This window comes from Paenibacillus sp. FSL E2-0178 (assembly GCF_038593005.1).
Lineage (GTDB): Bacteria > Bacillota > Bacilli > Paenibacillales > Paenibacillaceae > Paenibacillus_AQ > Paenibacillus_AQ phytohabitans.
This window is the reverse complement of sequence record NZ_CP151953.1, coordinates 4,759,195-4,783,581: the sequence shown is the minus strand read 5'-3', so window position 1 is coordinate 4,783,581 and position 24,387 is coordinate 4,759,195. Positions and strand designations below refer to the sequence as shown.

Sequence of the window (24,387 nt, the reverse complement as noted above, 5' to 3'; positions counted from 1 at the left end):
AAACACCCCGCAGCCATTCACGGCTACAGGGTGTTTTTTCTAATCTCAGCAGTCCTCAGACCACCAGATATTCCGCATTCTTCTCACATTCCGCACATTTCGCCGGCGGGTCCCAGTCCGAGAACTCGGTCTCCTTCAGATCCACTACATCGGGTGCATCCTCGTATTCGTCCACAAATTTGTCGATGGCCAGCTCTACGTGTTCCTTACACACTACATACATTCAATCAAGCATCCCTTTCTGTTCCGCTTCGGTGTATACTTCTACTACTGTTCTACCACATTTCCCCGCAAAAAGGAACCTTCCGCAGCGCAAAAATCCGTCCTTATCCCTGTCCCGTAAACTTATCAATATCCCCGGCAATCAGCCCGAGCGCATCCTGCCAGAATGCCAGTGAATGTACATCGATATCCATCAGCTTCGCGGCATCTGCAATGCTCATGGTACTGGTCGCTGAGAGGAACTGCTCATAGCGTTCTACGAAGGCCCCGGCCCGCTTCTTGTACTGCGCATACAGCCCTTTGGAGAACAATAATCCGAAGGAATACGGGAAGTTCAAGAACTCATTACCCGCCATATAATACCCGGCTTTGCTGATCCACTGGTAAGGATGAATCGAGTCCGGCAGCACACTTTCACCGTAAGCCGCATGCATGGATTCCAGCATCAGCGCGTTCAGCTCCTCCACAGACAGAGCACCGGATTTCCTGCGGGCATATAACCCGCTCTCGAAGCCATACCGGGCATAGAAATCAACGATATAATACCCTGCATCCGAGAGACTCCGCTCCAGTATGGCAGCCGCTTCACCCGCAGGCAGAGACTGAAGCAGCTCCACATGAATCAGACTCTCACAAAAAATCGACGCCGTCTCGGCAATCGGAACCGGATATTCCGTGTTAACCATCGTTTCCCCAGCTAGGCGGCTGCTGTGGTACGCATGACCGATCTCGTGGGCCAGCACGCTCACATCTATATAATTGCCATTGAAGCTGGTAATGATCCGGCTCTCCCCAACCGGGAAAATATCAACGCACATCCCGAAGTTGCCTTTACCGCTCCGCGGCTCGGCATCGATCCAGCGCTGCTCAAACACCTTACGGGCGAACGCGCCAAGCTCCGGGCTGAACCTGCTGAAGCCGGCCATAATCATCGCCTGGGCCTCAGCATAAGTGATGCGCTCCGCAGCAGCTTCCGCCGTCCCGACAGGCGCAAAAACATCACAAAACGGCAGCCCTCCCGCATGCCCCAGCAATGCCGCCTTTTTGGCATAATAGCGCTGAAAGTCCGGTAGGCTCTCTTCGATGGCCTGAAGCATCACCTGCAGTGTCTCCTGATCCATCCGCGATGCTTCCAGCACTTTATGCAGTGGTGAAGCATATCCCCTCAGCTCATAGACGGCCGCAGCCTCCCCGGTTACGGCATTAATGCAGGCTGCACTCTGCTCAGCTACACGGCGGCAGGCCTCATGCTCCGCTTCTGCCGCCGCCCGGCGTACCGCAGGATCGGGATCATAGGCGAGATTGCGCAGCTCGGCAAGCGACACACTCCGGCTCACCCCGTCCAGCTCCGCCTCGACCCGCAAGGTAGACAGCGTCTGCATGTACAGCCGCTCCCAAGCCTTGGACCCCGTCGCCTGCATCCGGGCAATCACCGCTTCGCCTTCCTCGCTGAGTAAATGCTCTGATTTACTCTTAAGCTCGCGCAAGTAGAAGGCGTGCTGCTCCAGATAAGCGCTCGACCCGATACTCTGCTCCAGTTCATCTGCGCTTACCTTCGCCAGCCATTTGCTGAAGCTGACTAAAGCTTCAACCGCACCGTAAGTAACCTCCTCCAGCTCATCCATCAGATTAACGGCTTCCGTATTACTGCTGTCTGCACTGAACCTTAATTCCGCGTAGCTGAACAAGCGAAGATATATATGTTGATAAGCATTATATTGTCTAAGGAACTCTCCCATCACACTAGCAGCATCCTGAGCGCTATTCATCTGCGAGGCTGACCATGTATTCAGCTCCCCGGCAAGTGTCTCCACCAGCCTGCGGTCCTCCTGAAATTGCTCCGACTGGAAGGAGGGATAGATCCGGTCCAGATCCCATGTTAATTGCATCTTCTAACATCCCCTTATCTAAAGTCGCAGGAACAATTCATCCTCACATGCTTCCACCCTGTCCCGCCATAATCCTTGCTGCAAAATCCACTTCAGTATATCACGCCTGCCAAATTAGAAGTCCATGGAAATATTAGATATAATCAACTATACCCATATACCAAGCCATAACCGATTTCCGGAAAGGAGCACCGCATGGTTAACCAGTCTATTACCGAAGGAGTCATACGTACACGTTCAAAGCTGCGCAAAGATTTGCTGATTTCTATTTTTGACGAGTTCGACGGCAGCATCATGGCCCTATCTCCTGACCGGAGAACGGAGAAATATACCAAAATGGCGCAAAATGCCTTTTCCTTCTACCGGGGCAGCGCCTATCTGTTTTATTTTGACACGACACGGCAGTACTTCCCTTACCATAGCTCACCCGGTCGCCCTACATGGATTCAAGGGGACCTGCATTTCGAGAACTTCGGCGCCTTCCGCAGTGAAGACGGAGAGATTGTGTATGATGTGAATGATTTTGACGAGGGGTATGTCGGCTCTTATCTGTACGATCTGCTGCGGATGGCGGTCAGTATTGCGCTTGCCGGCAGACAGCTCGGGCTGGGTCAGACAGAACAGCTTAAGCTGAGCCGGAGTTATGCGGAGGCGTATTACCGTCAAATTCACCGCTTTTGTGATGGTAAAGACAATCCCGGAAATTTCGTCCTGGATGAGGATACGGCCAAAGGCCCCGTCAAGAAGCTGCTCCGCAAGCTGGAGAAACGCCGGCAGAGTCATTTCCTGGAGAAGGTCACTGCCCAGATGCAGACCAGCCGGGTCTTCCTCGAGACTTCGGAGCTGCTGATTCCCGGAGCTGCCGAGCAGGCACAGCTGGAGCTGGCCTGGAGCTTCTATACACAGACAGTGGTTACACGCAGCCTGAACGAGGAGCATTTCCGGATCAAGGACATCGCGGTCAAGCGCGGCTCGGGAACGGCTTCCATCGGACTGGACCGCTATTATATTCTCATTGAAGGCGGCATGGAGCAGGCCGGGACCGACGATACTGTACTCGAGGTCAAAGAAGTCCGTGTTCCTGTTCCCGCCTATTTCCTGCCCTACTCAGATTCGTTCTGGCAATCCTTTGCCCATCAGGGCAAACGTGTATCCGCGACCCAGCAGGCGATGCACCACAAGGCTGATCCCTACCTCGGCTTCTTAACGATGGACGGCCGGGAGTTCTATGTCAGAGAGCGTTCCCCGTACAAAAAAAGTCTGAAGCTGGAGAATATCGCAGACATAGACGAGCTAACCGTAGTTATCCAGCAGATGGGCAGCCTGACCGCCAAAATGCATGCCCGCGCCGATGCCGATGTCGACAAGGGTATTCTCGACTATCATAGTGAGCAGGAGATCGCCAAGGCCATGGGTCCCGATTCTGATGCCTTTGCCCGTTATATCGCAGAGTGGGCTTACGGCTATGCCGGGCAGGTAGAGAAAGACTATGCCATGTTCACGGATTGGGTGTCGGAGCAGTACGGTATATAACGGGCAGGTACTACCTCAGATTAATCGCAGTGAATTCTACTTTTGACAATCGCTTGTTGAAGCACAGCAGAGATACAGCTATCCCGCTTTCGGTACATCTGTTGCGCTTTAACTGCACTTCGTACAACTAAAAGGTCTGTTTTCCGCCCCCGCATCCGTTTAATTGTATTCTGTACACTTAAGCAGCCTTATAAAGACCGCATTAGCGAATTCGGGCAGATTTAGTTGTATTAACTACAGTTAAAGTCTGCAATTGCAACTAATCGCCGTTTTTAATTGCACATTATGCAGCTATCCCTACATCAAAGAAGCTCTCTCTACCCGGCAACCGGGCGGAAAGAGCTTCTTGATCTATCCATATTTATTTGCCGTCCGCACATTTATGAATTGAATTGGCTTGGCCGGTCCAGCTCATACAGCTTGCGGTAACGCGGTTCCCGCTCCATCAGCTCCGCATGGGTGCCGCGCATCTCCACCAGGCCATTCTCCATGAAAATCACCTCGTCCATCTGCTCCGCACCCACCAGATGATGGGTAACCCAGATCAGCGTCTTGCCCGCCATCGCCTCGAACATGGTGGCCAGCAGCTCGCGCTCTGTGCGCGGATCAAGGCCAACCGTTGGCTCATCGAGCACAACGACCGGCGTATTCTGCAGCAGAATACGGGCCAGTGCGATCCGCTGGCGCTCTCCGCCGGAGAAGCGCTGCCCTGCTTCGCGTACCGGAGTGTTATAGCCCTCCGGCAGCGAAGAGATCAATGGATCCAGCTTCGCCAGGGCTGCCGCCTGCTTAACCGCTGCCTCCGAAGCCCCCGGGTCCCCGAGCCGGATATTGTTCGCCACCGTGGTGTCGAACAGATGCGGGCTCTGGTTCAGCACGGCGATGAGCTGCGGAATCTGCTCACCGTAAGCCGCAGCGTCAATTCCGTTAATCGTGGCTGAGCCGATGGTAGGCGTGATTACGCCTTGCACCATCTTGAGCAGCGTCGATTTACCGGCTCCGCTGCGGCCAATCACGGCAACCTTCCGGCCCTGCGGCAGGTCCAGCGCCATATTCTGCACCGACCAGTCGTCTCCCGCCGCATAGCGGTAGCCCGCCGACTTCAGTTCAATATGGGCCTGCCTGCTGGCCTGAATCGCCTGCACAGCGGCAGCCGCCTTCGCTTTGGCTTCTGCATTCTTGGCTGCTTCGGCCGCGGGCAGCACAGCTCCCTCCGCTGCTTCTACCCCATTCAGACGCTCCAGTGAATTCCGGTATTGCGGAATTTTCTCCACGGCCTCCGATACCGGCAGGAAAGCATCCGCTACCGGGAAAACGACGAGCACGAACGCGGCAATCAGCGTTCCGGAAATCGCTCCATCGGCATACTGTCCGCCTGCCCAGTAGAGCAGGGACAGCACGCCAAGCCCGACAACGGCTTGGCCGATGAACATGCGCAGCCGCGCCCAGCGCCGCAGCGCACCGTCCGTGCGGGCGACGGTCTGTTCGTCGGCCTCATAGGTGTCGACGAACTGGCTCTGCCGTCCGCTGATGACCCAGTCGCCCAGACCCAGCACGGCATCGGTCAGCTTCTGATACAGCCGGTTGCGCTCCTGCTTCACCTGACGCTGGCGCTTCTGGGTGAACAGCAGGGAGATCAGCGGCAATACGGCCACCAGAATCAGCATGTACAGGCCCATAAGCAGGGCAAACGCCAGATCAAACGTGCCGAGCGAAATAACGGCTACCGCATAGATCAGGAGTGCGATGATGCTCGGGAAGACCGTGCGGAGATACACATTCTGCAGATATTCGATATCGTCGGCCAGCATGCCGAGAATATCCCCGGTCTTGAAGCGCGAGGACAGGAACAAGGCCTGCGGCTCCAGAATGTTGTAGAGCCGGATCCGCATCTTCGAGAGAATGCGAAGAATCGTATCATGTCCTACGAGCCGCTCCACATAGTGGATGACGGCCCGGCTTGTCCCGAAGGTGCGCACGCCGACAATTGGTACATAGATCATCAGTATATTTTCCGGCGGAATCGATGCCTTCGAGATCAGGAAGCCTGAGGTATACATCAGGGAAGACGCCGAGAAGATCGTCAGTGCGCCTAATGCAATGATCAGCACGAACCGCCAGAAGTAGGCAGAGTAATAGGGAGCAAACCATCCTTCACGTTTCAATGGATTCCCTCCAATTGACTTTGAATAAGCTCATAGTAAGCACCCTTACGGGCTGTCAGCTCACTGTGTGTGCCGACTTCGGCTACCCGTCCCTGCTGCATGACGACAATCAGATCCATGTCGGTCATCCAGTGCAGACGGTGCGTAGCCAGGAATACCAGCTTGCCTTCGAACAGCGGCAGCATCGTTTCCTTCAGCTCATATTCTGTCTCAATGTCCAAGTGAGCCGTCGGCTCATCCAGCAGCATAACCGGACGGCTGCTCAAGAGAGCACGGGCCAGTGCCACACGCTGCTCTTGTCCGCCGCTTAGCGAACGTCCGCCGCCCCCGATCATTTCATCCAAGCCGCCCGGCAGCGAAGATACCAGCTTCGATAATCCGGCAGACTCCAGTGCTGCCGCAACAGCTTCCTGCGTAGCCTCCGGATAATAGAACCGCACATTGTCAGCCAGTGTGCCGCTGAAGATGTAAGGACGCTGCGGGATATAAGCGGTCTGCTTGCGCCATTCCTCATCCGTAAGCGCACTGACCCCATTTCCGTTAATCGTGATATTGCCGGAGGTCGGATGAAGGAAGCCGCCCAGGATATCCACGAGTGTAGACTTGCCTGCCCCGCTCTCCCCGATAATGCCGATCTTCGCATATCCGTTGAATTCAAGCTGCACCTCTTCGAGCGAGGATGCGCCTTCTTCTTCATATTTGACGCTAACTTCGTTAAGCCGTAAAGAGCTGTTATTGTTCCACGTGAAAAACGCTCCCGGAGCCTTGCCACCCTGTATAGCTTCCTGTTCCCCCGGCTCCAGCAGCTTCGCCTGCACGGCCTCACGGTCAATAATACTCTTCATCGCCTCTCCGGCCTCCTTGCCGTCGAGTGTGGCATGGAAGTCCGCGCCCACCAGCCGTACCGGCAGGAAATATTCCGGGGCCAGAATCAGGATCGTTAACCCCGTAACCAGTGTCATCTGCTCATTGACCAGACGCAGTCCGAGGCTTACCGCTACCGATGCCACCGACAGCATGGTGAAGAAGTCCATTGCGAATGAAGACAGGAAAGCCACGCGCAGCGTACGCATCGTGGCCGAGCGGTAGCGGTCGCTAACCGCTGCGATACTCTCGCTATGGCTGCGGCTGCGCCCCAGGAATTTCAGGGTTTCCAGCCCGCGCAGCGAATCCACGAAATGATTGGAAAGCGTACGATAGGACTTCAGCTGACGGTCCATCTGCTTGCGGGCCGTCATGCCGATCAGAATCATGAAGACAATGATGATCGGCATCGTTAAGGTAAGAATGACACCGCTGGACGTATCCTGGGTGTACACATAGACAAGCAGGAGGGCCGGTGTAACCGCCATGCCGACCATCCGCGGAATAATCAATTCCAGGTAAGTGCGGAACTTGGTTACTCCTTCAAGCACAAGTGTGACCACATTCCCGGTTCCCCGGTCACCTGCCAGCCTCGGTCCCAGCTGGAACAGCTTGTCCATCATTTGTCTCCGCATGCTGCTGCCGGTAGCTTCCGCGAAGCGGTAAGATGTGCGGCTCATCAGCATGGCACAGGCATGGCGCACGAGAAACGCAAGAAGGAACAAGAGCGATTTAGCCCCTTGTTCCTTCAGCGGTTCTCCCGCAAACAGCGCAGAGACAACTTCGGCCAGCGATTTCGCCAGCAGAAGAATGGACAGGCTTTGCACCAGGGTAAGGAAGCCGACAATCAGAAAGACAGGCTTTACTCCTTTGTACCCAAGCAAATTTTTATCCATTAGTATTCAAGATGCTCCTTCTCGTGAACCCGTTTGTGGAAGATGAAATAACTCCAGATCTGATAACCAAGCACGAATGGCAGCAAGGTCAGCGCCACGATCGTCATTACCTTCAGTGAATAGTGGCCGGAAGCCGCATTCGTAATCGTCAGGTTGAACGCCTGATCCAGCGAGCTGATCATCACCCGCGGGAACAGTCCGATGAAGATCGAAGCTACCGACAGCGCCATTACCGCCCCGGTCATTCCGAAGGCATAACCATCCTTCTTCTTGGTCATGAAATATCCGGAGAGCAGATAAGCAACTACGCCTAGAGCAACTACAATCCATAGCAGGGTTCCGCGTTTGTCGAAGATATCTGTCATGTTGTACGTCATTATAACGAAGGCCACCAGCAGCACTGCCAGAGGAATCAGCAGTTTCTGGGCCAGCTTACGGGCCCGCTCCTGCAAGTCTCCCAGGGTGCGGAGCGTGGTGAACATCAGTCCATGTACCAGACACAGCAGGACTACTGTAATTCCCGCTACGACTGTATAGGCATTTACGATATCGAAGAAACCGGCATACATCTGCATATCCCCGTCAATCGGCAGGCCTTTGATGAAGCTGGCGAATACCACAGCCAGCAGGAACGGCGGCAGGAAGCTGCCGAAGAAGATGCAGACATCCCAGGTTTTCTGCCACGTCTTCGAATCGCGTTTACCTCTGAATTCGAAGGCAACACCGCGGGCAATCAGCGCCAGCAGAGCGAACACGAACGGGATATAGAATCCGCTGAACAGCGTCGCATACCAATGCGGGAAGGCGGCAAACATCGCGCCCGCTCCTGTAATCAGCCATACCTCATTAGCATCCCAGAACGGCCCGATGGAATTAATCAGTACCCGGCGCTCTGTATCATTCTTGGCCAGAATCTGCGTCTCCATCCCTACACCGAAGTCAAAGCCTTCAAGGAAGAAGAACCCGACAAACAGCACCGCAATCAGCAGAAACCATAATTCATTAAGTGACATGGGTTAGTCCTCCTTGTTATACGGATCGTGGGATTCACCGTGTTCGTTATCCATAGCATAAGGACCTTTTTTGATAACCTTGATGAACAGGCCGATCATTACCGCACCCAGTATGGCATAGATTGCGGTAAACGAAATCACCGAGAACAACACCTGTCCGCTTGTAATATTAGGTGATACACTGTCTTCCGTAGTCATAAGTCCGAATACTGTCCATGGCTGACGCCCGATCTCCGTCATAATCCAGCCTGACGTGTTGGCAATCGGTGGAAGCAGCAGCCCCCAGAACATGAACCGCATGAACCAGGTATTCGGTTTGTCCATCTTCTTGCGCCACATGAGGTAGATGGCATACACACCAAGTGCAATCATTAGCGAGCCTGCCGCAACCATGATCCGGAAGCTCCAGAAGGTTGTTTTGACAGGCGGGATATAATCTCCAGGTCCATACGCTAATTCGTACTCCTTCTGGAGCTCCAGCATACCCTTAACTTCACCGGAGAATTTACTATAAGACAGGAAGCTGAGGAGATACGGAATCTGCACCTCTCCGCTGCTGGTCTGATTCTCTGTATCGATATTAGCAAAGACCGTCCATGGCGCCGGGTCGCCGCTCTCACCCCATAGCCCTTCAGAAGCAGCCATCTTCATTGGCTGTGTTTCAACCAGATACTGCGCTTGGGCATGTCCGGCAACAGCTACGCCAAATGAAGAGATAATACCGACAATGGCCGCGATCTCGAACGATTTACGGAAAAAGGCCACGTCCTGCTTCTTAAGCAATTTATAAGCACTGATCCCCGTTACCAGGAATGCGCCTGTAGCGTATGCGGCAAGCACTGTATGCGGGAACTCCACCAGCAGCTGACCGTTTGTAATCAGTGCGAAGATATCATTCATTTCAGCCCGTCCGTTGTTGATCTGGAAACCTACCGGATGCTGCATGAACGAGTTGGCGGCCAGAATCCAGAATGCCGAGAGCATCGTTCCGAAGGCCACCAGCCAAATCGATAATAGATGAATACGCTTGGATACCTTATCCCAGCCGAAGATCCAGATTCCGATGAACGTGGACTCCAGGAAGAATGCCAATAAGGCTTCAATAGCTAGCGGGGCTCCAAAAACATCACCGACGAAGCGCGAATAGTCAGACCAGTTCATTCCGAACTGGAACTCCTGCAATATCCCTGTCACTACGCCTACTGCGAAGTTAATGAGGAACAGCTTCCCCCAGAATTGCGCCATTCTTTTGTACTCTTCATTGCCTTTTCTAACGTACATGGTCTCCATAATAGCAATTAAGAGCGCTAGTCCGATTGATACCGGCACAAAGAAATAATGAAAAATCGTCGTCGACGCAAATTGTATACGCGACAGCATTACTGTATCCATATTTCTCCCCTTCCTTCTCCCCATTCGATATGTCTATTCTGTCAAATTTTCAGGGCCTAAAGTGTGATAATTATCACATTATACACCCTGTTTGAGCATGAAATTCAATAAATTTGTGACAAATATCACAATATTACATAAAGAAAGCAAAAAAAATAAGACGGTTTCACCGTCTTGGATTTGTCCATCATTTATAGTTGTCTTGGTTCATAAAGGCATTGGTTTAGGTAATGGAAATACCTTTCTTAAGCGATTTGAGATCGCCATTCGAATTAAGCAATTGCGGCAGCATCTTCATGCTACGAACCATCGGGGAATGACAGAGACGGCAAGAAGGCGCATGCTCAAATGCGAAATTATCCCTCATCCATCCGTTACATCCATCGTTGGTACAGGCCCATATTGCGGTATTTTCTTCCGGTACTTCCTCCAAAGGCTTCTTCCGGTAGTTCATTGCCGTTCCTCCCTTCCTTTATGTTACAAGCTGAGTAACGATAAAAAAAGACCGTCCCAACTTTCACAAGCGGGGACGGCACCTTCTATTAATTACAGTTTTACAACGTTTTCGGCTTGTGGTCCGCGGTTGCCTTGAACAACGTTGAATTCAACGCGTTGGCCTTCGTCCAAAGTTTTGAAGCCGTCGCCAGTGATTGCGCTGAAGTGAACGAATACGTCGCTTCCGCCTTCAACTTCGATGAAACCGAATCCTTTTTCTGCGTTGAACCATTTAACTGTACCTGTTTGCATGTGTGTTACCTCCACAAATTTAAATTAATATGTTCTTTTTATCTTCAGACAAAGAAAAAATTCACACATTGAGAAAGGTTGTGATTCATTTGACAACCCTTTTCAATGCGAGAATTAGGTATCAATTGTATGAATAATTTCATGTTACCACACCTTATTAACAAAGGCAAGCTGTCCCATCCGAATTTCTCCGTTTTTTCCCTTATAAGGTCTTCTTCCCAATGTAAGGGTTACCAGTTGGTCTAAATAGTAATATTTATAGCCGATATCATTGTTTACCCCATTAATTTGGACTTGAAACGGGCTCCGTCCTCTTAAATTTTGCATAAAAGGACGGCTTGAACCGTTTCCGTTATCCTGACTGCCTTATTATTATATACGGCGGCTTCCGGTTTTATTCCTCGGGTTTCTCAAGAAGTTGTACCGTCACCTGCTTCACTTCACCATTGCGGTAAAATGTAATTTGCAGATCATCGCCGATCTTGGTATGGTCGTACAGATATTTGCGCAGGGACAAGGTGGATGTAATTGACTTGTCATCGAACTTGGTAATTACATCATTGAATTGCAGGCCTGCATCCTTTGCCGGACCCACTGCATCCAATACTACAACCCCGTCGGTTACCGTAGTTGGAAGGTTAAGCTCTTTGCGCTGGTCTTCAGCAAGCGGTACATATGGATTATTCAAATCCACAGAGTACACGCCCAGGTAGGAACGGGCAATTTTCCCGTTAGCCGCAAGCTCATCCGCTGTCTCCATTACATGGTTGGCAGGAATCGCGAATCCCAGCCCCTCCACACCCGTATCCGAAATCTTCATCGTGTTGATGCCGATCACTTTGCCGTCCAGGTCAACCAGTGCGCCCCCGCTGTTGCCTTCATTAATGGCAGCATCGGTCTGGATAACCTCCTGCTCCCAGTCGTATACCCCATCCTGGTTCAGAGATACCGGGATCGTCCGCTCTGTATTGCTCACAATGCCAGAGGTCAGCGTATCGCCGAGGCCCAGCGGGTTACCGATCGCAATGACCGTCTCACCCAGACGCAGTTTGGAGGAATCCCCGATCTGCGCAACCGTGTTGATACCTTTTGAATCAATAGAAAGCACTGCGATATCACTCACCTTGTCGGCACCGACCAGCTCTGCCTTGCGGGTCACACCATCCACGGTAACAACCTCCAGCTTGCTGGAGCCTTCAATCACATGATTATTGGTAATGATATATGCCTTATCTTCATCTTTTTTATAGATAACTCCCGATCCTAATGCAGACTCATCGAGAATATTAAGTTCCTTGTTGTCTTCCTTATGGTTAATGATGCTTACTGCCGCCGGGCGGACAAGCGCAGCAGCCTGAATAATCCGGTCAAACGGATCGGCACTGCTCACAGCCACCTTGTCAATGACTGCCGGGGCCTGTGCTTTCTCCTCGGTGAACTGTCCCGTCACCAGACTGAACAGCAATACAGCCACAACCGCACTGCATACGGAGCTGATCAGCGATACCTGCCATGTTGCCAGCGAACGCCGTGATCTGCGGACAGACCATTTCCCTTCGGCGTATCCTTTGGAGGTACCCTGTTTGCCGGCTCTGCGCCGCGACACCTTGGTTGAATAGAAATCATCATCAAACAATCCCACGTTAAATCCTCTCCCCTCTATTGCCACCGCATTCAAGACCTGAACGCCAAGCAACCACGCCCGAGCTTAACCGCTATATCTCTTAGACTTCACAAAGTGCTAAAAGGTTTCACTTGATTCATTCACCACATACCTGTGGGTTCTAAGCGTAAGGGGGCTCTCCTATTCTTGCAACCTACTAAAAAGTTTATAAGCTTGTATCCGGAATATTTTGCAACCTAAAAGACTACACTAGAATTAGAAGCAGCAACAGCTCATAACTTAAAGGAACGGTCTATATGATTGTATCACAGGCAGCACCGCGGCCCACATTTTTTCTGTGTTAAAAAAGATGCGAATTTTTTACATTCCCGCTACAAATTCATTTCAAAAGGAGGGCCGGACTATGGAGTCATTCTCAACAAGTATGGATCTGGTACAGTTTATCGGCAAGCTGGGTGATCTCAAGGATGAACACTACCACCTGATTCTTGTCCAAAGTGCGATGATCGAGCTGCTGATAGACAAAGGGCTGTTCTCCCGCCAGGAGCTGGAGCACAAAATCACTGAAGTGGACCGCCTTATGACTGGCTCACCTTATCCCATGGCGTAGGCCGGTCATAGTAGGTGTCACAGAGCCTGAACTCGCTGTCTTTGAAGAAGCAGCCCCGGTCCTCCATTGCCCCGCGTACAGACATTTTTGCCAGATCCATCATGTTGTGGTCTCTGCTCAAATGAGCCAGATAGGTGCGTTTGGTCCGCCCCGTCAGAATCTCGCTGAGCGCTGCTCCCGCCGCCTCATTGGACAGATGCCCCAGATCGCCAAGAATCCGCCGCTTCGTATTCCACGGGTAACGTCCCATCCGCAGCATCTCAATATCATGATTCGATTCCAGCACGAGCACATCGGCATCCGATATTGCCGTCCTTACCTTGTCGCTGACATACCCGAGGTCTGTGGCTACGCATAGCTTCTCTTTGCCGTCATAGAAATTGTAGGCTACCGGTTCCGCTGCATCATGGGAAATCGCAAACGACTCTACCCGCATACTGCCGAAATCCCGGTGCTGGCCGGTTTCCATAATGACCCGGTTATGCTCGGCAATCTTCCCGATCCCTTTCTCTATCGCTCCCCAGGTATTGGTATTCGCATAGATCGGAAGATCATATTTGCGCGCCATCGCCCCAAGCCCTTTAATATGATCAGAATGCTCATGGGTCACAAGAATTCCGTCTAACTCTGCTCCTGTCAGCTCACGCATCGCCAGCAGCTCATCTATCCGTTTGGCGCTAAGGCCCGCATCGATCATAAGCGTGGTCTCACCGTTCCGCACCACCGTCACATTCCCGGTAGAACCGCTGGACAGTACTGTAAATGAAATCCCCATATCTCTCCTGCTCCTTCTACTCTGTTGTCTTGGGACTGATAATGTCCGCACTTATCGCATCCACGTAATAGGCACTGCCGTTCTCCAGCATAAACCGCCACATCGGCGAAGCCACCTGACTCTCGGAATTGAACAATTCGCCGTAATAGCCAAGCTCAATCTCCTTCACCGCAGAATCGGCCGGAAAATACTTCTCGATCAGGCTGCTTAGCGCCTGTGAGGCCGGAAGCACCTTTTGCAGATTATCACTCCGGCTTGCACCGATCTCAATCTGCGGCCAGCGGTACGCCACAATCTTCTGATCGCTGTTGATCAGCTCCAGCCTTACCCTGAACAGCGACCACTTATTGTCCACCAGCGGATGAAGCACGAACTTGCCCACCTCGCTCTCCTGTGAATCAAAGCGGTAATTCGCGATATCTGTTATCTGGCTCTCCAGCAGACCGCTCAGCTCGGAGAACGAGGAATACATCAGCTTGCTGTCAATCGGCTCATTAAGCTTCACCGGCACTTCATTCTGCTCTTCTCCGGAGTAGCGGTACGTGATATCCGGCAGCTGCGGAGTGGCAGCCGGAATCGGACACAGCAGCCGGATGCCCTTCTCCTCCATCACCGCCTGCGTTTCTGCGGACAGGGAAGTGAAATCAAGCCCCGCGCTGACCTGATCGCGCACGTCTATCCATAGCTGATAGCATAGCAGCAGATTCAGCACCAGAAAGGCGTAGATTAATACACTTTTGGCTCTTCCCCAGTCCATACCGTTTCCTCCTCAGATAACAATGTAAGGCTAAGACGTCACTACGGTGAATATTTGGACTTCCGGCCGCTGCCCGTCTACAGATTTCTTTAATTCAACTACTTTTCGCGGTGGAAATCCGCAGACAAAGGCGGTCGCTACCGCTCCTGCAGTTCCAAAATCCCGCTTCGATCCTCCACGCCTTTTGTTAAATTAGCTTTGCTTTCCTCTAATCTAATTCAGCGTCAGCACACTGCCGTCGCTGAGTGTCACGCGCCAGACCGGACGAAGCTGCAGCTTCTCCTCAGTCAGCGTAGGCATATAGGCGGGCGTCAGATCGGTAACCCGCAAGGAGCTGCCGATCTGGGTCAGCCGCTGCTTCAGCGCTTCACCCCCGGACAGCTCAACAATTGTTTTCTCGGACTTCTCTTCATCCATATACATCAGGGAGCGCTCATAAGAGGATACAGTCCCCTGCTGCAGCTCCAGATGGATCACACCGTACTGGAGCTGAGGATTACTCATAATCGGATAGGAGCCAGATGGATAGGCACCGTAATATTGCTGAAAGGACACCTTGCGGTCCTGCCGTCCTTCTTCTGTCGCAGCCAGCCTGTAGGTTCCGTTCCAGCCGCCATGGTTATTGACGAATTCCACTGCCTCCAGCGCATCCTTCGCCGGTGTGCTGTCCCCGTCCGGAAGTGCTGCAGGATCACTATAGCTCATCCAGTTCTGCTCCTGGTCCACCTGCAGGCTGCGTTTGCTGTCGGTGTAGATTTTGGAGCCGTCCTTCTCAGGAATATATCTTGTGCTGCCTGCATCGAAGAACAGATTGCTCTGCATTTGCTCAATGGTATACATACCCGCAGGCATCACTACCTCAACCAGCGGAATTGCTGCTTCCGGGACATAATACTCGCCGTTCACAGCGGTATAAGGCGTCAGATTCTTGCCGAAATCCACATGCTGCTGCACATCCTGAACCGTCAGGTCGGCTTTGGCCGCCTCATACACAATATCACCGCGTGTGCTGAAGAAGATGGCATGCGCTTTGGAATCATTCTTGATATTGTAAATCCATATCCGGTCGATGCTCTCTCCTTCAAACAGCGAATCCGGCGAGATCTGCATCACCCGCTGCAGCAGCGTTACCGGAATGCCTGCCCCGAAGGACAGCTCAATGCCCGGATTCTCGCTGCGGATCTTATTCCAGTCGAAATCCTGCACGGAGCGGCGCTGGAAGCTCTCGAAGCTGCGCCCCTTTAGCCGGTTCAGAATCAGATTATAGAAGGTTGAACTGGGATAGAAAAGCGTGTGCTTGTCCTCTCCCATATGAATGATCATTTTATCCGGGTAGAGCAGGTTCTCTACCTTCTCTTTAGGTCCCATAATATCGGTCTTCACATACTGGCTCTCCGACAATACCGCCGAATCACTGCCCGGCAGCCTGTAAATTAAGTAATAGCTCTCCACAAGGCTTCCGAGTATAAGCAGGAACAGCATCCATGACTTAATTTTCTCCTTCACGCCTCACTCCCCCTATGCTTCATCAAAGGCAGCGTGAACGTTACCAGAGAGCCTTCATTCAGCTCAGACTGCAGGGAAATGGAGCCGCCGTGCGCTTTGACAATTTCCCGGGCAATGGACAGCCCGAGACCCGTTCCGCCCATGTTCCGGGAGCGGGCTTTATCGACCCGGTAAAAGCGTTCGAAGATGCGTTCAATATCTTTCTTCGGAATTCCGATCCCGGAATCGCGTACCGAAACGGCCAGCATGCCATCCTCAGTCTTATGGGCTTCAAGCCGGATCGTTCCGCCTTCAGGCGTATATTTCAAGGCATTGGAGACCAGGTTGCCCAGCACCTGATCAATCTGATCACGGTCCAGCCAGGCAGCGGCTACCTCCTTATGCACTCTCGTGCTGATATGAATCCGCTTCTGGCGGATCTGGAAGGAGAAGCGGTCCGCCACATCCTCCAGCATCTCGGAGATATCTGTCTGCTGAATACGCAGACTGGACTCCTTCGAATCCAAGCGTGACAGATGCAGCAGATCGGTGACCAGGCGGATCATCCGCTCCGTTTCGTTGCGGATAACCCCGACGAACCGCACGGCAAGCTGCGGATCATCCAGCGCACCGTCATCCAGCGCCTCCGCATAGCTCTTAATGGTGGTGAGCGGCGTCCGCAGCTCATGCGATACATTCGCTACGAACTCACGGCGCGACTCCTCGAGATTCTCTTGCTCGGTGACATCCTGCAGCACCGCAATCGTCCCGGCGATCCGGCCGCCATCGCGCCGGTGGATCGGGGTGAAGGTGACCCGCACGATATTCGGGTCCTCTCCGCCCATCGGAGACAGATGGAGCATTGCCGACTGCGCATTGCCCTGGGCCAGCGAGCCGGACTGCTCATGGTCAAGGCCGAGCAGCTCATCGAGCGGCGCTCCCTCCGGAAGCGGCCCTTCCGCTCCAAGCATCAGGGCGGCGCGGGTGTTCATCAGAATGACTGCGCCGCTCTCATCTGTCGCTACCACGCCATCACTCATATTCGCGAGGATGGAGGACAGCTTCTCCTTCTCCTCTTCATTCTGCGACAGCGCTTCACGCAGTCTGTCCGTCATATAGTTGAATGCCTGGCTCAGCTGGCCAATCTCATCGTTGCCGAATACGGGAACCTTCCGGTTGAAGCGGCCTTCTGCCACCGCAGTGGCATGCTTGGTCATTTCTTTTATCGGATGGGTAATCGTATGCGCGAGTATAACCCCCAGCACCGCTGTCAGCGCCAGCGCCAGCAGCAGCCCCGAGAGGAATACGCTGTTAATCCGGCTCATGGTGGCATATAGATCCTTCATATCTGCGGCGATATAGATCGCCCCTACGACCTTATCACCGGAAATCACCGGCTTGGCTACAACCTTCTTGCGCACGTTGTCATCCGCAATGATATATTCCTCGTTGTCACTGATACCCTGCAAGGCACGGCTGACAACCGTCTGCGTATTGCGCCGGCCCACATAATCATTCTGTGAAGGAACAGAGGTGGTAATAATCTTGCCGCTCGCATCCAGCACCTGAATTTCTGCGCCGTTAATATACAGATTGTTCACCATGCCCCGCAGGCTTTCCACAGCAGATTCTTCATCTGCCGTGCCCGTCTCACTCCCGAACTTGTCGGCGGTAAGGATCGAGAGCATCTCTGCACGCGCCTTCAGATCCTTGGTGAAATTATCGGTCAGGGAATTCTTCATGGAGCTGACAAAGTATACGCCGATCAGCTGCATCGCAATCAGAATCAGCAGCACATAAATTACGATAAGTCTGGCCTGAATCGTCCGAAAAAAGGACAGTGCTTTCATCACAGCCCTCCGCTTTTGGGGCTATGCATCAAATAACCGAGTCCGCGCCGTGTGAATATATATTCCGGCTTGCTGGGATTCTCCTCAATTTTTTCTCTGAGCCGGCGGATCGTTACATCCACGGTCCGCACATCACCGAAATATTCGAAGCCCCAAACGGCCTGCAGCAGATGCTCCCGGGTCATTACTTTGCCGGCATGGCGAATCATATAATACAGCAGCTCGTATTCACGATGCGTCAGATCCAGCGGCTCGCCGTCCTTGTAGACCAAATACATATCCGTGTCGATGAATAAGCCGAAATGATATACCCCTTGCTTGCTCTCCACGCTTTCGTTCGGCGTTTCGGATAAGGCCGGCTTATGCTGGCGGCGCATCTGGGCTTTGACTCTGGCCAGCAGCTCACGCGTACTGAACGGCTTGGTTACATAGTCATCGGCGCCCAGCTCCAGGCCCAGCACTTTATCAATTTCTCCGTCCTTGGCGGTCAGCATGATAATCGGAATATCCAGATGTGCAGAGCGTACCTCACGGCACACATCCATCCCGTCCTTGCCGGGCAGCATCAGGTCGAGCAGCATCAGGTCGGGGCGCCTGGACAGGGCCAGCTCAACCGCACTGTTGCCGTCAAACGCACAGATAACCTCATAGCCCTCTTTTTCCAGATTGAATTTCAATATATCAGCAATAGGTTGTTCATCATCCACTACCAGAATCGTGCCCATTTGCATATGCTCAGCTTCACCTTTCTAACGATACTCAGGTCCTTGATTCCTTTATTTTAACATACCTGTACGGGCGTCACATCTAACTAAATAAAAACCGCCCGAAATTATCCGGACGGCTGGCCATTCTATAAGCGGAGCTTAAAATATATATATTATTTCAGATATTTCATAGGGTTGACCGCTGTTCCATTCTTGCGGATTTCGAAGTGCAGATGTGTTCCGGTTGAGCGGCCGGTGTTGCCCATAATGCCTATTTGGCTGCCCTGTCCAAGCTTCTGGCCGACGGAGACGGAAATCCTGCTTAAGTGCCCGTAGTAAGTAACGTATCCGTTGTTGTGATTGACGATAACCACATTACCGTATCCGCTCTGCACACCGGCAAAGCTTACCGTACCGGCATCAGCGGCTTTGATTGTACGGTTGCCGGATACAATATCCAGTCCCTTATGTGTACGTCCCCAACGCTCGCCGTAACTGCTGGATATCGTAGCTCCGGTAACCGGCCAGGCGAACATTCCCGTTCCTTCACCGACAACCTTGGTGCCCGAATAGACCACTTCAGGCAGCGAAGCCTTTACAACCGTCTGTCCGAGCCATTCTTCTTTGACCACCAGTCCATTTTCTTTGGTCAGCCTGTATTGCATCGTCTTAAGTCCCGTCTGACCGGCACGGACCACCTTTCTCTTGCCTGCTGCCAGCTGATCGCTTTTTCGTACAATAACTTCAGGCTCTGTAACTACTTGTTCAGTTACCTGCTCCACAGTTACGACCGTAAGATCAGGCTGGGGAACCGTCAGTTGCAACTGATCCCCGATCTGCAGGCTAAGCTCCTTGACCGCGGGATTGTTGCGGAAGATATCGGCCTGGGTAATCTGGAATCTGGAAGCGATCGCAGAGACCGTGTCTCCTTCCTGAACCGAGTAGACCAGCGGCTCTTCCTTGCCTTCGGTCAGCACCTTCACGGCTTCCTCTACACTAAGCACTTTGTTGGGGTCTGCCTTGACCGGAACAATGCTGACTTCCTCGCGGATGGCCGCCGATTCCACTTGGTCTGCCTTAGCTGATGCTGCTGCTGTCGTCTTGGCCGCCGTCTTCATCAGCTTCGCGCCAGTGGCTGCAGCCTGCGGAGTATAATGCGCCTTCACGGCCTCGAGTACCGCGGCTGCTGTCTCCTGATCCTTCACGATCCCGAGCGGTTTGCCATCAACCGTCAATTCCACGCCTACCGCATAGGCTTTGAGCATGCCGTCCAGCTTGTCCAGTGTAGCTTCGCTGTCGATCTCCGGTTTGTACGCCTCGGCTACCTCTGTCGTGATACCGCTGGTTTGCAGCACCATGACGGAATCCGGATACTTAAGCTGATATTCCCGTCTCTTCGCTTCAAACAGCTTGTTAAGGTCCGAATCCTGACTTAAAGTTCCGATCTCTTCACCTTTCACCAGCACCTTGTAGTAGGTTACTGTATTCGCCGCAACATGTTTCTTCTCCGCTCCGACTAGGAAGGTAGTCAGAAGAACCAGACCGGCAGTAGCCACAATCCATGAACGCCGGAGTCTGCGTGGTTTGGTTTCCGGCTGAAAGACCCGGGTTTCGCTGGCAGTGCTATTGCCCTGTTGACCTGCTGCACCTGACCCTGCGGATGTTTCTTCGCTGTTCCGCAGTTTCCCCATCCGGCGCATAAACTTAAAACCTTTCATGAAACTCTCCCTTTCAGTCCGCCCATACGGTCCGCCTTAGCGGATAAACTTATTTTTAGAGCCCCTTTTATATGTTGTACGTCATCTATTTATCTGTTTGCATGAGTATGAATATTGCTGCTTTTTTGGGCCCGGAAAAGGTTACAAAATATTAACCCCTCATAGTCCTTTTTTACTGTACCATAGCCTGAAGAAAAATTTCAACTTTCTTCACACAACAAAACCCGCGAAAATCGCGGGTTTAATCCCAAAATATGCGTTTTAAACAGATATGCCGTGTCCAAAAAGTGACATTTTTTAATTTTGCGTGGAGGGTGCAGAATCAGGTGTAAGCATTTTCATTAAGGACTCATATTCCTCCTCATCCACATACCTCGCAATGATCTCCTGCAATTCCTTTACCTCGCTCTCTGTCAAGCCGCCTTCCATAGCCGAGGAAATCTTTAGCATTTCCTCCTGCGGGAGCTTATTCATCAGAATATTGAAGATATTGGATTTCTCATCAGCGGGAAGATTCTCCTTCAAGTCGTTTAGTGCGCCTGGCGTCATTACCAGCTCCTGATCCAGTGCACGGTCACTCTGTTCTTCTCCGGCCGCCGCTTGTCCCATTACAGGCAGCGCATCCTCAGGCACCGTTTCGTCCACCGTATCCCCGGTTTCACTCGCGGGGGAATCTCCGCCAGTTCCTTTTTCTCCGTCCACCTTGCTTGAGTCTGCCTCTTTAATTGTATCCTTAGTATCCTTAGGATCCGTAGACGAGGAACTGCTGCTTCCCATCCCCGTCAGACTCTTCACGAAGCCAAGCATACCCGGCTCAGGCCCGTCTACCTTAATATCAAAGCCCGCCAGCACCGACTGGATATACGTATTGACCACATACGCAGTCGTCAGCATGGACAACCCGCTGGCCAGTACAACAATCAGACATATGCCAAGTGTCCGTTTCATTAGTTTCATCGTCATCGCTCCCTTATGCCCTGCTCTATTCAACTCCGGAGAATCAGTCCTTGGTGATCCTATTCTCCCAGTATTGACTAGAACCCGGCCCGGGAAACCTCTGTTATCCCTAGAAAAGCCGCTTAACAGCTGCTAAAACACAGAAACAGGAGCCTCCTCCGAGGCCCCTGCTCCTGTAATTCATATTCATTCTGCTTCAATCTAGATATAGATTGGCAGTACCTGATTCGTCTGTTCCCGGTTACGGCCTACGGAGAAGATAGAGATTGGAATACCTGTGAGCTCTGATACACGTTCCACATATTTGCGAGTGTTAGCAGGCAGATCGTCCAGGGTCTTCGCACTTGTAATATCTTCGCTCCAGCCTGGAAGCTCTTCATAGACAGCTTCGCATTCCGCGAGCATCTTGAGGCTGGCCGGGTAATGCGTAATGATCTCTCCGCGGAACTTGTAGCCTGTGCAGATCTTGACGGTTTCGAGGCCGCTCAGCACGTCCAGCGAGTTCAGGGACAGACCCGTGATTCCGCTGACGCGGCGGGCATGACGTACAACTACACTGTCGAACCAGCCCACACGGCGTGCGCGGCCGGTTACAGTACCGTACTCGTGGCCTGTTTCACGGATATAATCACCAGTGGCATCGTTCAGTTCTGTAGGGAACGGACCGTCGCCAACGCGGGTAGTGTAGGCTTTAGCCACACCAATAACCTGTTTGATCTTGGAAGGGCCAACGCCTGAACCGATGCAGACACCGCCTGCGGAAGGATTGGATGAAGTGACGAACGGATAGGTACCCTGGTCAATATCAAGCATTACACCCTGTGCACCCTCGAACAATACTCTGGAATCTGCATCAATAGCATCATTCAGCACAACCGAAGTATCCGTCACGTAACCGCGCAGCACTTCTGCATACTCCAGATATTTGGTCAGAATTTCTTCTACATCCAGCGGCTCTGCACCATATACCTGAGTGATAACCTGATTCTTCTCTTCCATCAACGGACGAAGTCTCAGTTCGAATTCCTCGGCGTCCATCAGATCGGCAATCCGGATACCGTTGCGGGCTGCTTTATCCATGTAGCACGGGCCAATCCCCTTGCGTGTGGTTCCGATTTTGTTCGGACCCTTGCGGTCTTCTTCAAGCGCATCCAGCAGCATATGATAAGGCATAATGACATGAGCGCGGTCGCTGATCACCAGGTTCTTCGTATCAAAGCCATTCTCATGAATATAATTAATTTCTTGAATCAGGGCCTCTGGATTGATAACCATTCCGTTGCCGATAACACAAGTTTTTTCTTTATAAAATACACCTGATGGAATCAAGCTGAGCTTGAACTTCTTCCCGTCAATCAGAATCGTGTGACCGGCATTGTTACCCCCTTGATACCGAGCGACCACATCTGCACTCTCTGCCAGAAAATCCGTGATCTTTCCTTTGCCTTCGTCTCCCCATTGTGTTCCCACGACGACTACCGTTGACATGTTCATTCCTCCGTAGGTGCTAGCAAGCACCATTATTTTTCAAAATAGAAGAATTTATATGCTTATGCTATAAATTATCATGATTAAGCTATAAATTATCCTTCTATTTCCACGCTGAAACCCGCCGTCCCTTTATAAAGACAGCGAAGCTGTTTCCACTTGTAATATGGGCTCGGTACGGACTTCTTATGTACGCAGCCCTCCGGACACCAGGGCGGGCTAGCCCGCCAAAGCACAATAATCAGTGTAACAGCGGCACTTTTTAAAGTCAAATAAAAACGAACGATCACAGTTGAAGATGTGCGATCGTTCGTGTATTGTGCGAAATTCGCCTAACCTGCGAACGGTTCCGCATGTGCCCGCTCGTAGTTGACGAACTTGTTAAAGTTCTTGAGGAATACCAGCTCTACCGTGCCTACCGGACCGTTACGCTGTTTGGCAATGATGATTTCAATAATATTCTTCTTCTCGGTGTCCTGATTGTAGTAATCGTCACGGTACAGGAACGCTACGATATCGGCATCCTGCTCGATCGAACCCGATTCACGAAGGTCACTCATCATCGGCCGTTTGTCCTGACGCTGCTCCACACCACGGCTGAGCTGGGACAGGGCAATAACCGGAACATCGAGCTCACGGGCAATCTGCTTCAGGGTACGGGAGATTTCGGATACTTCCTGCTGGCGGTTCTCTCCGGCTTTGCCGCGGCCCTGGATCAGCTGCAGGTAGTCGATGACGATCATGCCGAGGCCTTTTTCCTTCTTCAGCCGGCGGCATTTCGCGCGAATATCTGTAACGGTAACCCCGGGCGTATCATCGATATAAATTTCAGCCTCAGACAACGACTGGATACCCATGGTCAGCTTGGACCAGTCATCATCGCTTTTGAAATCACCGGTACGCATAATATTGGCGTCCAGATTGGCTTCTGCGCAGATCATACGCTGTACCAGCTGGGGCGCCGACATTTCCAGACTGAAGATCGCTACGGTCTCTTTGGCACGGACCGCAACATTCTGGGCGATATTCAGGGCGAATGCCGTCTTCCCTACGGATGGACGGGCAGCCACAATGATTAAGTCGTTACGCTGGAAACCGTTCGTCATATGGTCAAGATCGGCAAACCCGGAAGGAATCCCCGAAGTGCCGCCCTTGTTCTGATGGAGCAGTTCCACCCGGTCGAATACCTGCATCAGCACATCACGGATGGCAATGAACCCGCTGCCGCTGCGGCGGTTAGAGATCTCCAGGATCCGCCGCTCGGCATCACTCAGCATGATGCCTACATCTTCGCCGCCCGTATAGCCTTCGCTGACAATCTGCGTTGCTGTACGGATCAGCCGCCGCAACATCGCCTTCTCTTCTATAATCTGTGCATAATAGTCGACGTTGGCCGCAGTCGGTACTGCATGCGCCAGCTTAGCCAAGTAGCTGACACCGCCGACATCCTCAAGCTCCCCCTTGTCCTGGAGCCGGGATGTCAATGTAATCAGGTCAATCGGCTGGCTCTCTTCTCCGAGCTGCACCATCGCCTCAAATATCATCTGATGCGGTTTGTCGTAGAAGTCTTCGGTATTCACCCGCTCCATCGCGGTAATAAGCGCTTCATCCGACAGCAGAACCGCACCTAGTACGGCCTGTTCTGCCTCTAGATTCTGCGGGGGAACCCGATCGAAAAAGAGATCTCCACCCATT

Annotated in this window: 20 protein-coding genes; 2 read left to right on the top strand and 18 right to left on the bottom strand. The window is 52.3% G+C overall.

What is annotated here, in order from left to right; all coding sequences use genetic code 11:
* Nucleotides 1-55: 55 nt before the first annotated feature.
* Nucleotides 56-223 (bottom strand): CxxH/CxxC protein, encoded by a 168-nt coding sequence (locus tag MHI42_RS20745; RefSeq protein WP_082452016.1) that lies wholly within the window; start codon nucleotides 221-223, stop codon nucleotides 56-58.
* A 103-nt stretch (nucleotides 224-326) separates the two neighbouring features.
* Entirely contained in the window at nucleotides 327-2,111 is a 1,785-nt protein-coding gene (locus MHI42_RS20740) for a M3 family oligoendopeptidase (RefSeq protein ID WP_342420504.1), read from the bottom strand.
* A gap of 195 nt (nucleotides 2,112-2,306) precedes the next feature.
* On the opposite strand from MHI42_RS20740, the gene MHI42_RS20735 reads away from it, so the two are divergent.
* Complete coding sequence (locus tag MHI42_RS20735) at nucleotides 2,307-3,644, top strand: DUF2252 family protein (RefSeq protein WP_342420503.1); 1,338 nt, start codon at nucleotides 2,307-2,309, stop codon at nucleotides 3,642-3,644.
* 380 nt (nucleotides 3,645-4,024) lie between these two features.
* Here the strand turns inward: MHI42_RS20735 and cydC are convergent, their stop codons facing one another.
* From cydC to MHI42_RS20700, 7 genes are all read right to left on the bottom strand, one after another.
* Nucleotides 4,025-5,809 (bottom strand): thiol reductant ABC exporter subunit CydC, encoded by a 1,785-nt coding sequence (gene cydC / locus MHI42_RS20730; protein ID WP_342420502.1) that lies wholly within the window; start codon nucleotides 5,807-5,809, stop codon nucleotides 4,025-4,027.
* Nucleotides 5,806-7,569 (bottom strand): thiol reductant ABC exporter subunit CydD, encoded by a 1,764-nt coding sequence (gene cydD / locus MHI42_RS20725; protein WP_342420501.1) that lies wholly within the window; start codon nucleotides 7,567-7,569, stop codon nucleotides 5,806-5,808. The genes cydC and cydD overlap by 4 nt, the downstream gene beginning before the upstream one ends.
* A complete protein-coding gene (cydB, locus tag MHI42_RS20720) occupies nucleotides 7,569-8,582 on the bottom strand; it encodes a cytochrome d ubiquinol oxidase subunit II (RefSeq protein ID WP_039295886.1) in 1,014 nt (337 codons plus the stop codon). The genes cydD and cydB overlap by 1 nt, the downstream gene beginning before the upstream one ends.
* 3 nt (nucleotides 8,583-8,585) lie before the next feature.
* Complete coding sequence (locus MHI42_RS20715) at nucleotides 8,586-9,974, bottom strand: cytochrome ubiquinol oxidase subunit I (RefSeq protein ID WP_171717756.1); 1,389 nt, start codon at nucleotides 9,972-9,974, stop codon at nucleotides 8,586-8,588.
* A gap of 223 nt (nucleotides 9,975-10,197) precedes the next feature.
* On the bottom strand, nucleotides 10,198-10,428 hold the full coding sequence (locus tag MHI42_RS20710; RefSeq protein ID WP_039295880.1) for a cold-shock protein: 231 nt from the start codon (nucleotides 10,426-10,428) through the stop codon (nucleotides 10,198-10,200).
* 92 nt (nucleotides 10,429-10,520) lie between these two features.
* Nucleotides 10,521-10,721, bottom strand: a complete 201-nt coding sequence (locus MHI42_RS20705) for a cold-shock protein (protein WP_019914582.1) — start codon at nucleotides 10,719-10,721, stop codon at nucleotides 10,521-10,523.
* Nucleotides 10,722-11,115: 394 nt separating this feature from the next.
* Nucleotides 11,116-12,363 (bottom strand): trypsin-like peptidase domain-containing protein, encoded by a 1,248-nt coding sequence (locus MHI42_RS20700; protein WP_171717757.1) that lies wholly within the window; start codon nucleotides 12,361-12,363, stop codon nucleotides 11,116-11,118.
* Between the two features lie 385 nt (nucleotides 12,364-12,748).
* Here MHI42_RS20700 and MHI42_RS20695 point away from each other — a divergent pair, with 385 nt between their 5' ends.
* Nucleotides 12,749-12,955 (top strand): hypothetical protein, encoded by a 207-nt coding sequence (locus MHI42_RS20695; RefSeq protein ID WP_039295868.1) that lies wholly within the window; start codon nucleotides 12,749-12,751, stop codon nucleotides 12,953-12,955.
* Here MHI42_RS20695 and MHI42_RS20690 read toward each other — a convergent pair.
* The 9 genes from MHI42_RS20690 to dnaB form a co-directional block, all read right to left on the bottom strand.
* The gene (locus tag MHI42_RS20690; RefSeq protein ID WP_076243729.1) at nucleotides 12,924-13,730 is read right to left on the bottom strand and encodes an MBL fold metallo-hydrolase; all 807 of its coding nucleotides are present in this window, start codon (nucleotides 13,728-13,730) and stop codon (nucleotides 12,924-12,926) included. The genes MHI42_RS20695 and MHI42_RS20690 overlap by 32 nt on opposite strands.
* Nucleotides 13,731-13,746: 16 nt before the next feature.
* Nucleotides 13,747-14,487, bottom strand: a complete 741-nt coding sequence (gene yycI / locus MHI42_RS20685) for a two-component system regulatory protein YycI (protein WP_076243730.1) — start codon at nucleotides 14,485-14,487, stop codon at nucleotides 13,747-13,749.
* 213 nt (nucleotides 14,488-14,700) lie between these two features.
* The gene (gene yycH, locus MHI42_RS20680; protein WP_342420500.1) at nucleotides 14,701-15,993 is read right to left on the bottom strand and encodes a two-component system activity regulator YycH; all 1,293 of its coding nucleotides are present in this window, start codon (nucleotides 15,991-15,993) and stop codon (nucleotides 14,701-14,703) included.
* Entirely contained in the window at nucleotides 15,990-17,822 is a 1,833-nt protein-coding gene (walK, locus tag MHI42_RS20675; RefSeq protein WP_042140586.1) for a cell wall metabolism sensor histidine kinase WalK, read from the bottom strand. Before walK ends, yycH begins: the two co-directional genes overlap by 4 nt.
* Nucleotides 17,822-18,553: a response regulator YycF gene (gene yycF / locus MHI42_RS20670; protein ID WP_039295853.1), complete on the bottom strand. Its 732-nt coding sequence runs from the start codon at nucleotides 18,551-18,553 to the stop codon at nucleotides 17,822-17,824. Before yycF ends, walK begins: the two co-directional genes overlap by 1 nt.
* 149 nt (nucleotides 18,554-18,702) lie before the next feature.
* Nucleotides 18,703-20,247 (bottom strand): M23 family metallopeptidase, encoded by a 1,545-nt coding sequence (locus tag MHI42_RS20665; RefSeq protein WP_342420499.1) that lies wholly within the window; start codon nucleotides 20,245-20,247, stop codon nucleotides 18,703-18,705.
* A 297-nt stretch (nucleotides 20,248-20,544) separates the two neighbouring features.
* Nucleotides 20,545-21,204, bottom strand: coding sequence for a hypothetical protein (locus MHI42_RS20660; protein ID WP_342420498.1), 660 nt, complete (start codon nucleotides 21,202-21,204; stop codon nucleotides 20,545-20,547).
* A 201-nt stretch (nucleotides 21,205-21,405) separates the two neighbouring features.
* The gene (locus MHI42_RS20655; protein ID WP_042140589.1) at nucleotides 21,406-22,692 is read right to left on the bottom strand and encodes an adenylosuccinate synthase; all 1,287 of its coding nucleotides are present in this window, start codon (nucleotides 22,690-22,692) and stop codon (nucleotides 21,406-21,408) included.
* A 332-nt stretch (nucleotides 22,693-23,024) separates the two neighbouring features.
* Nucleotides 23,025-24,386 carry a replicative DNA helicase gene (gene dnaB / locus MHI42_RS20650; RefSeq protein ID WP_042140590.1) on the bottom strand — a complete coding sequence of 454 codons (1,362 nt, stop codon included), beginning with the start codon at nucleotides 24,384-24,386 and terminating at the stop codon, nucleotides 23,025-23,027.
* Nucleotide 24,387 lies beyond the last annotated feature (1 nt).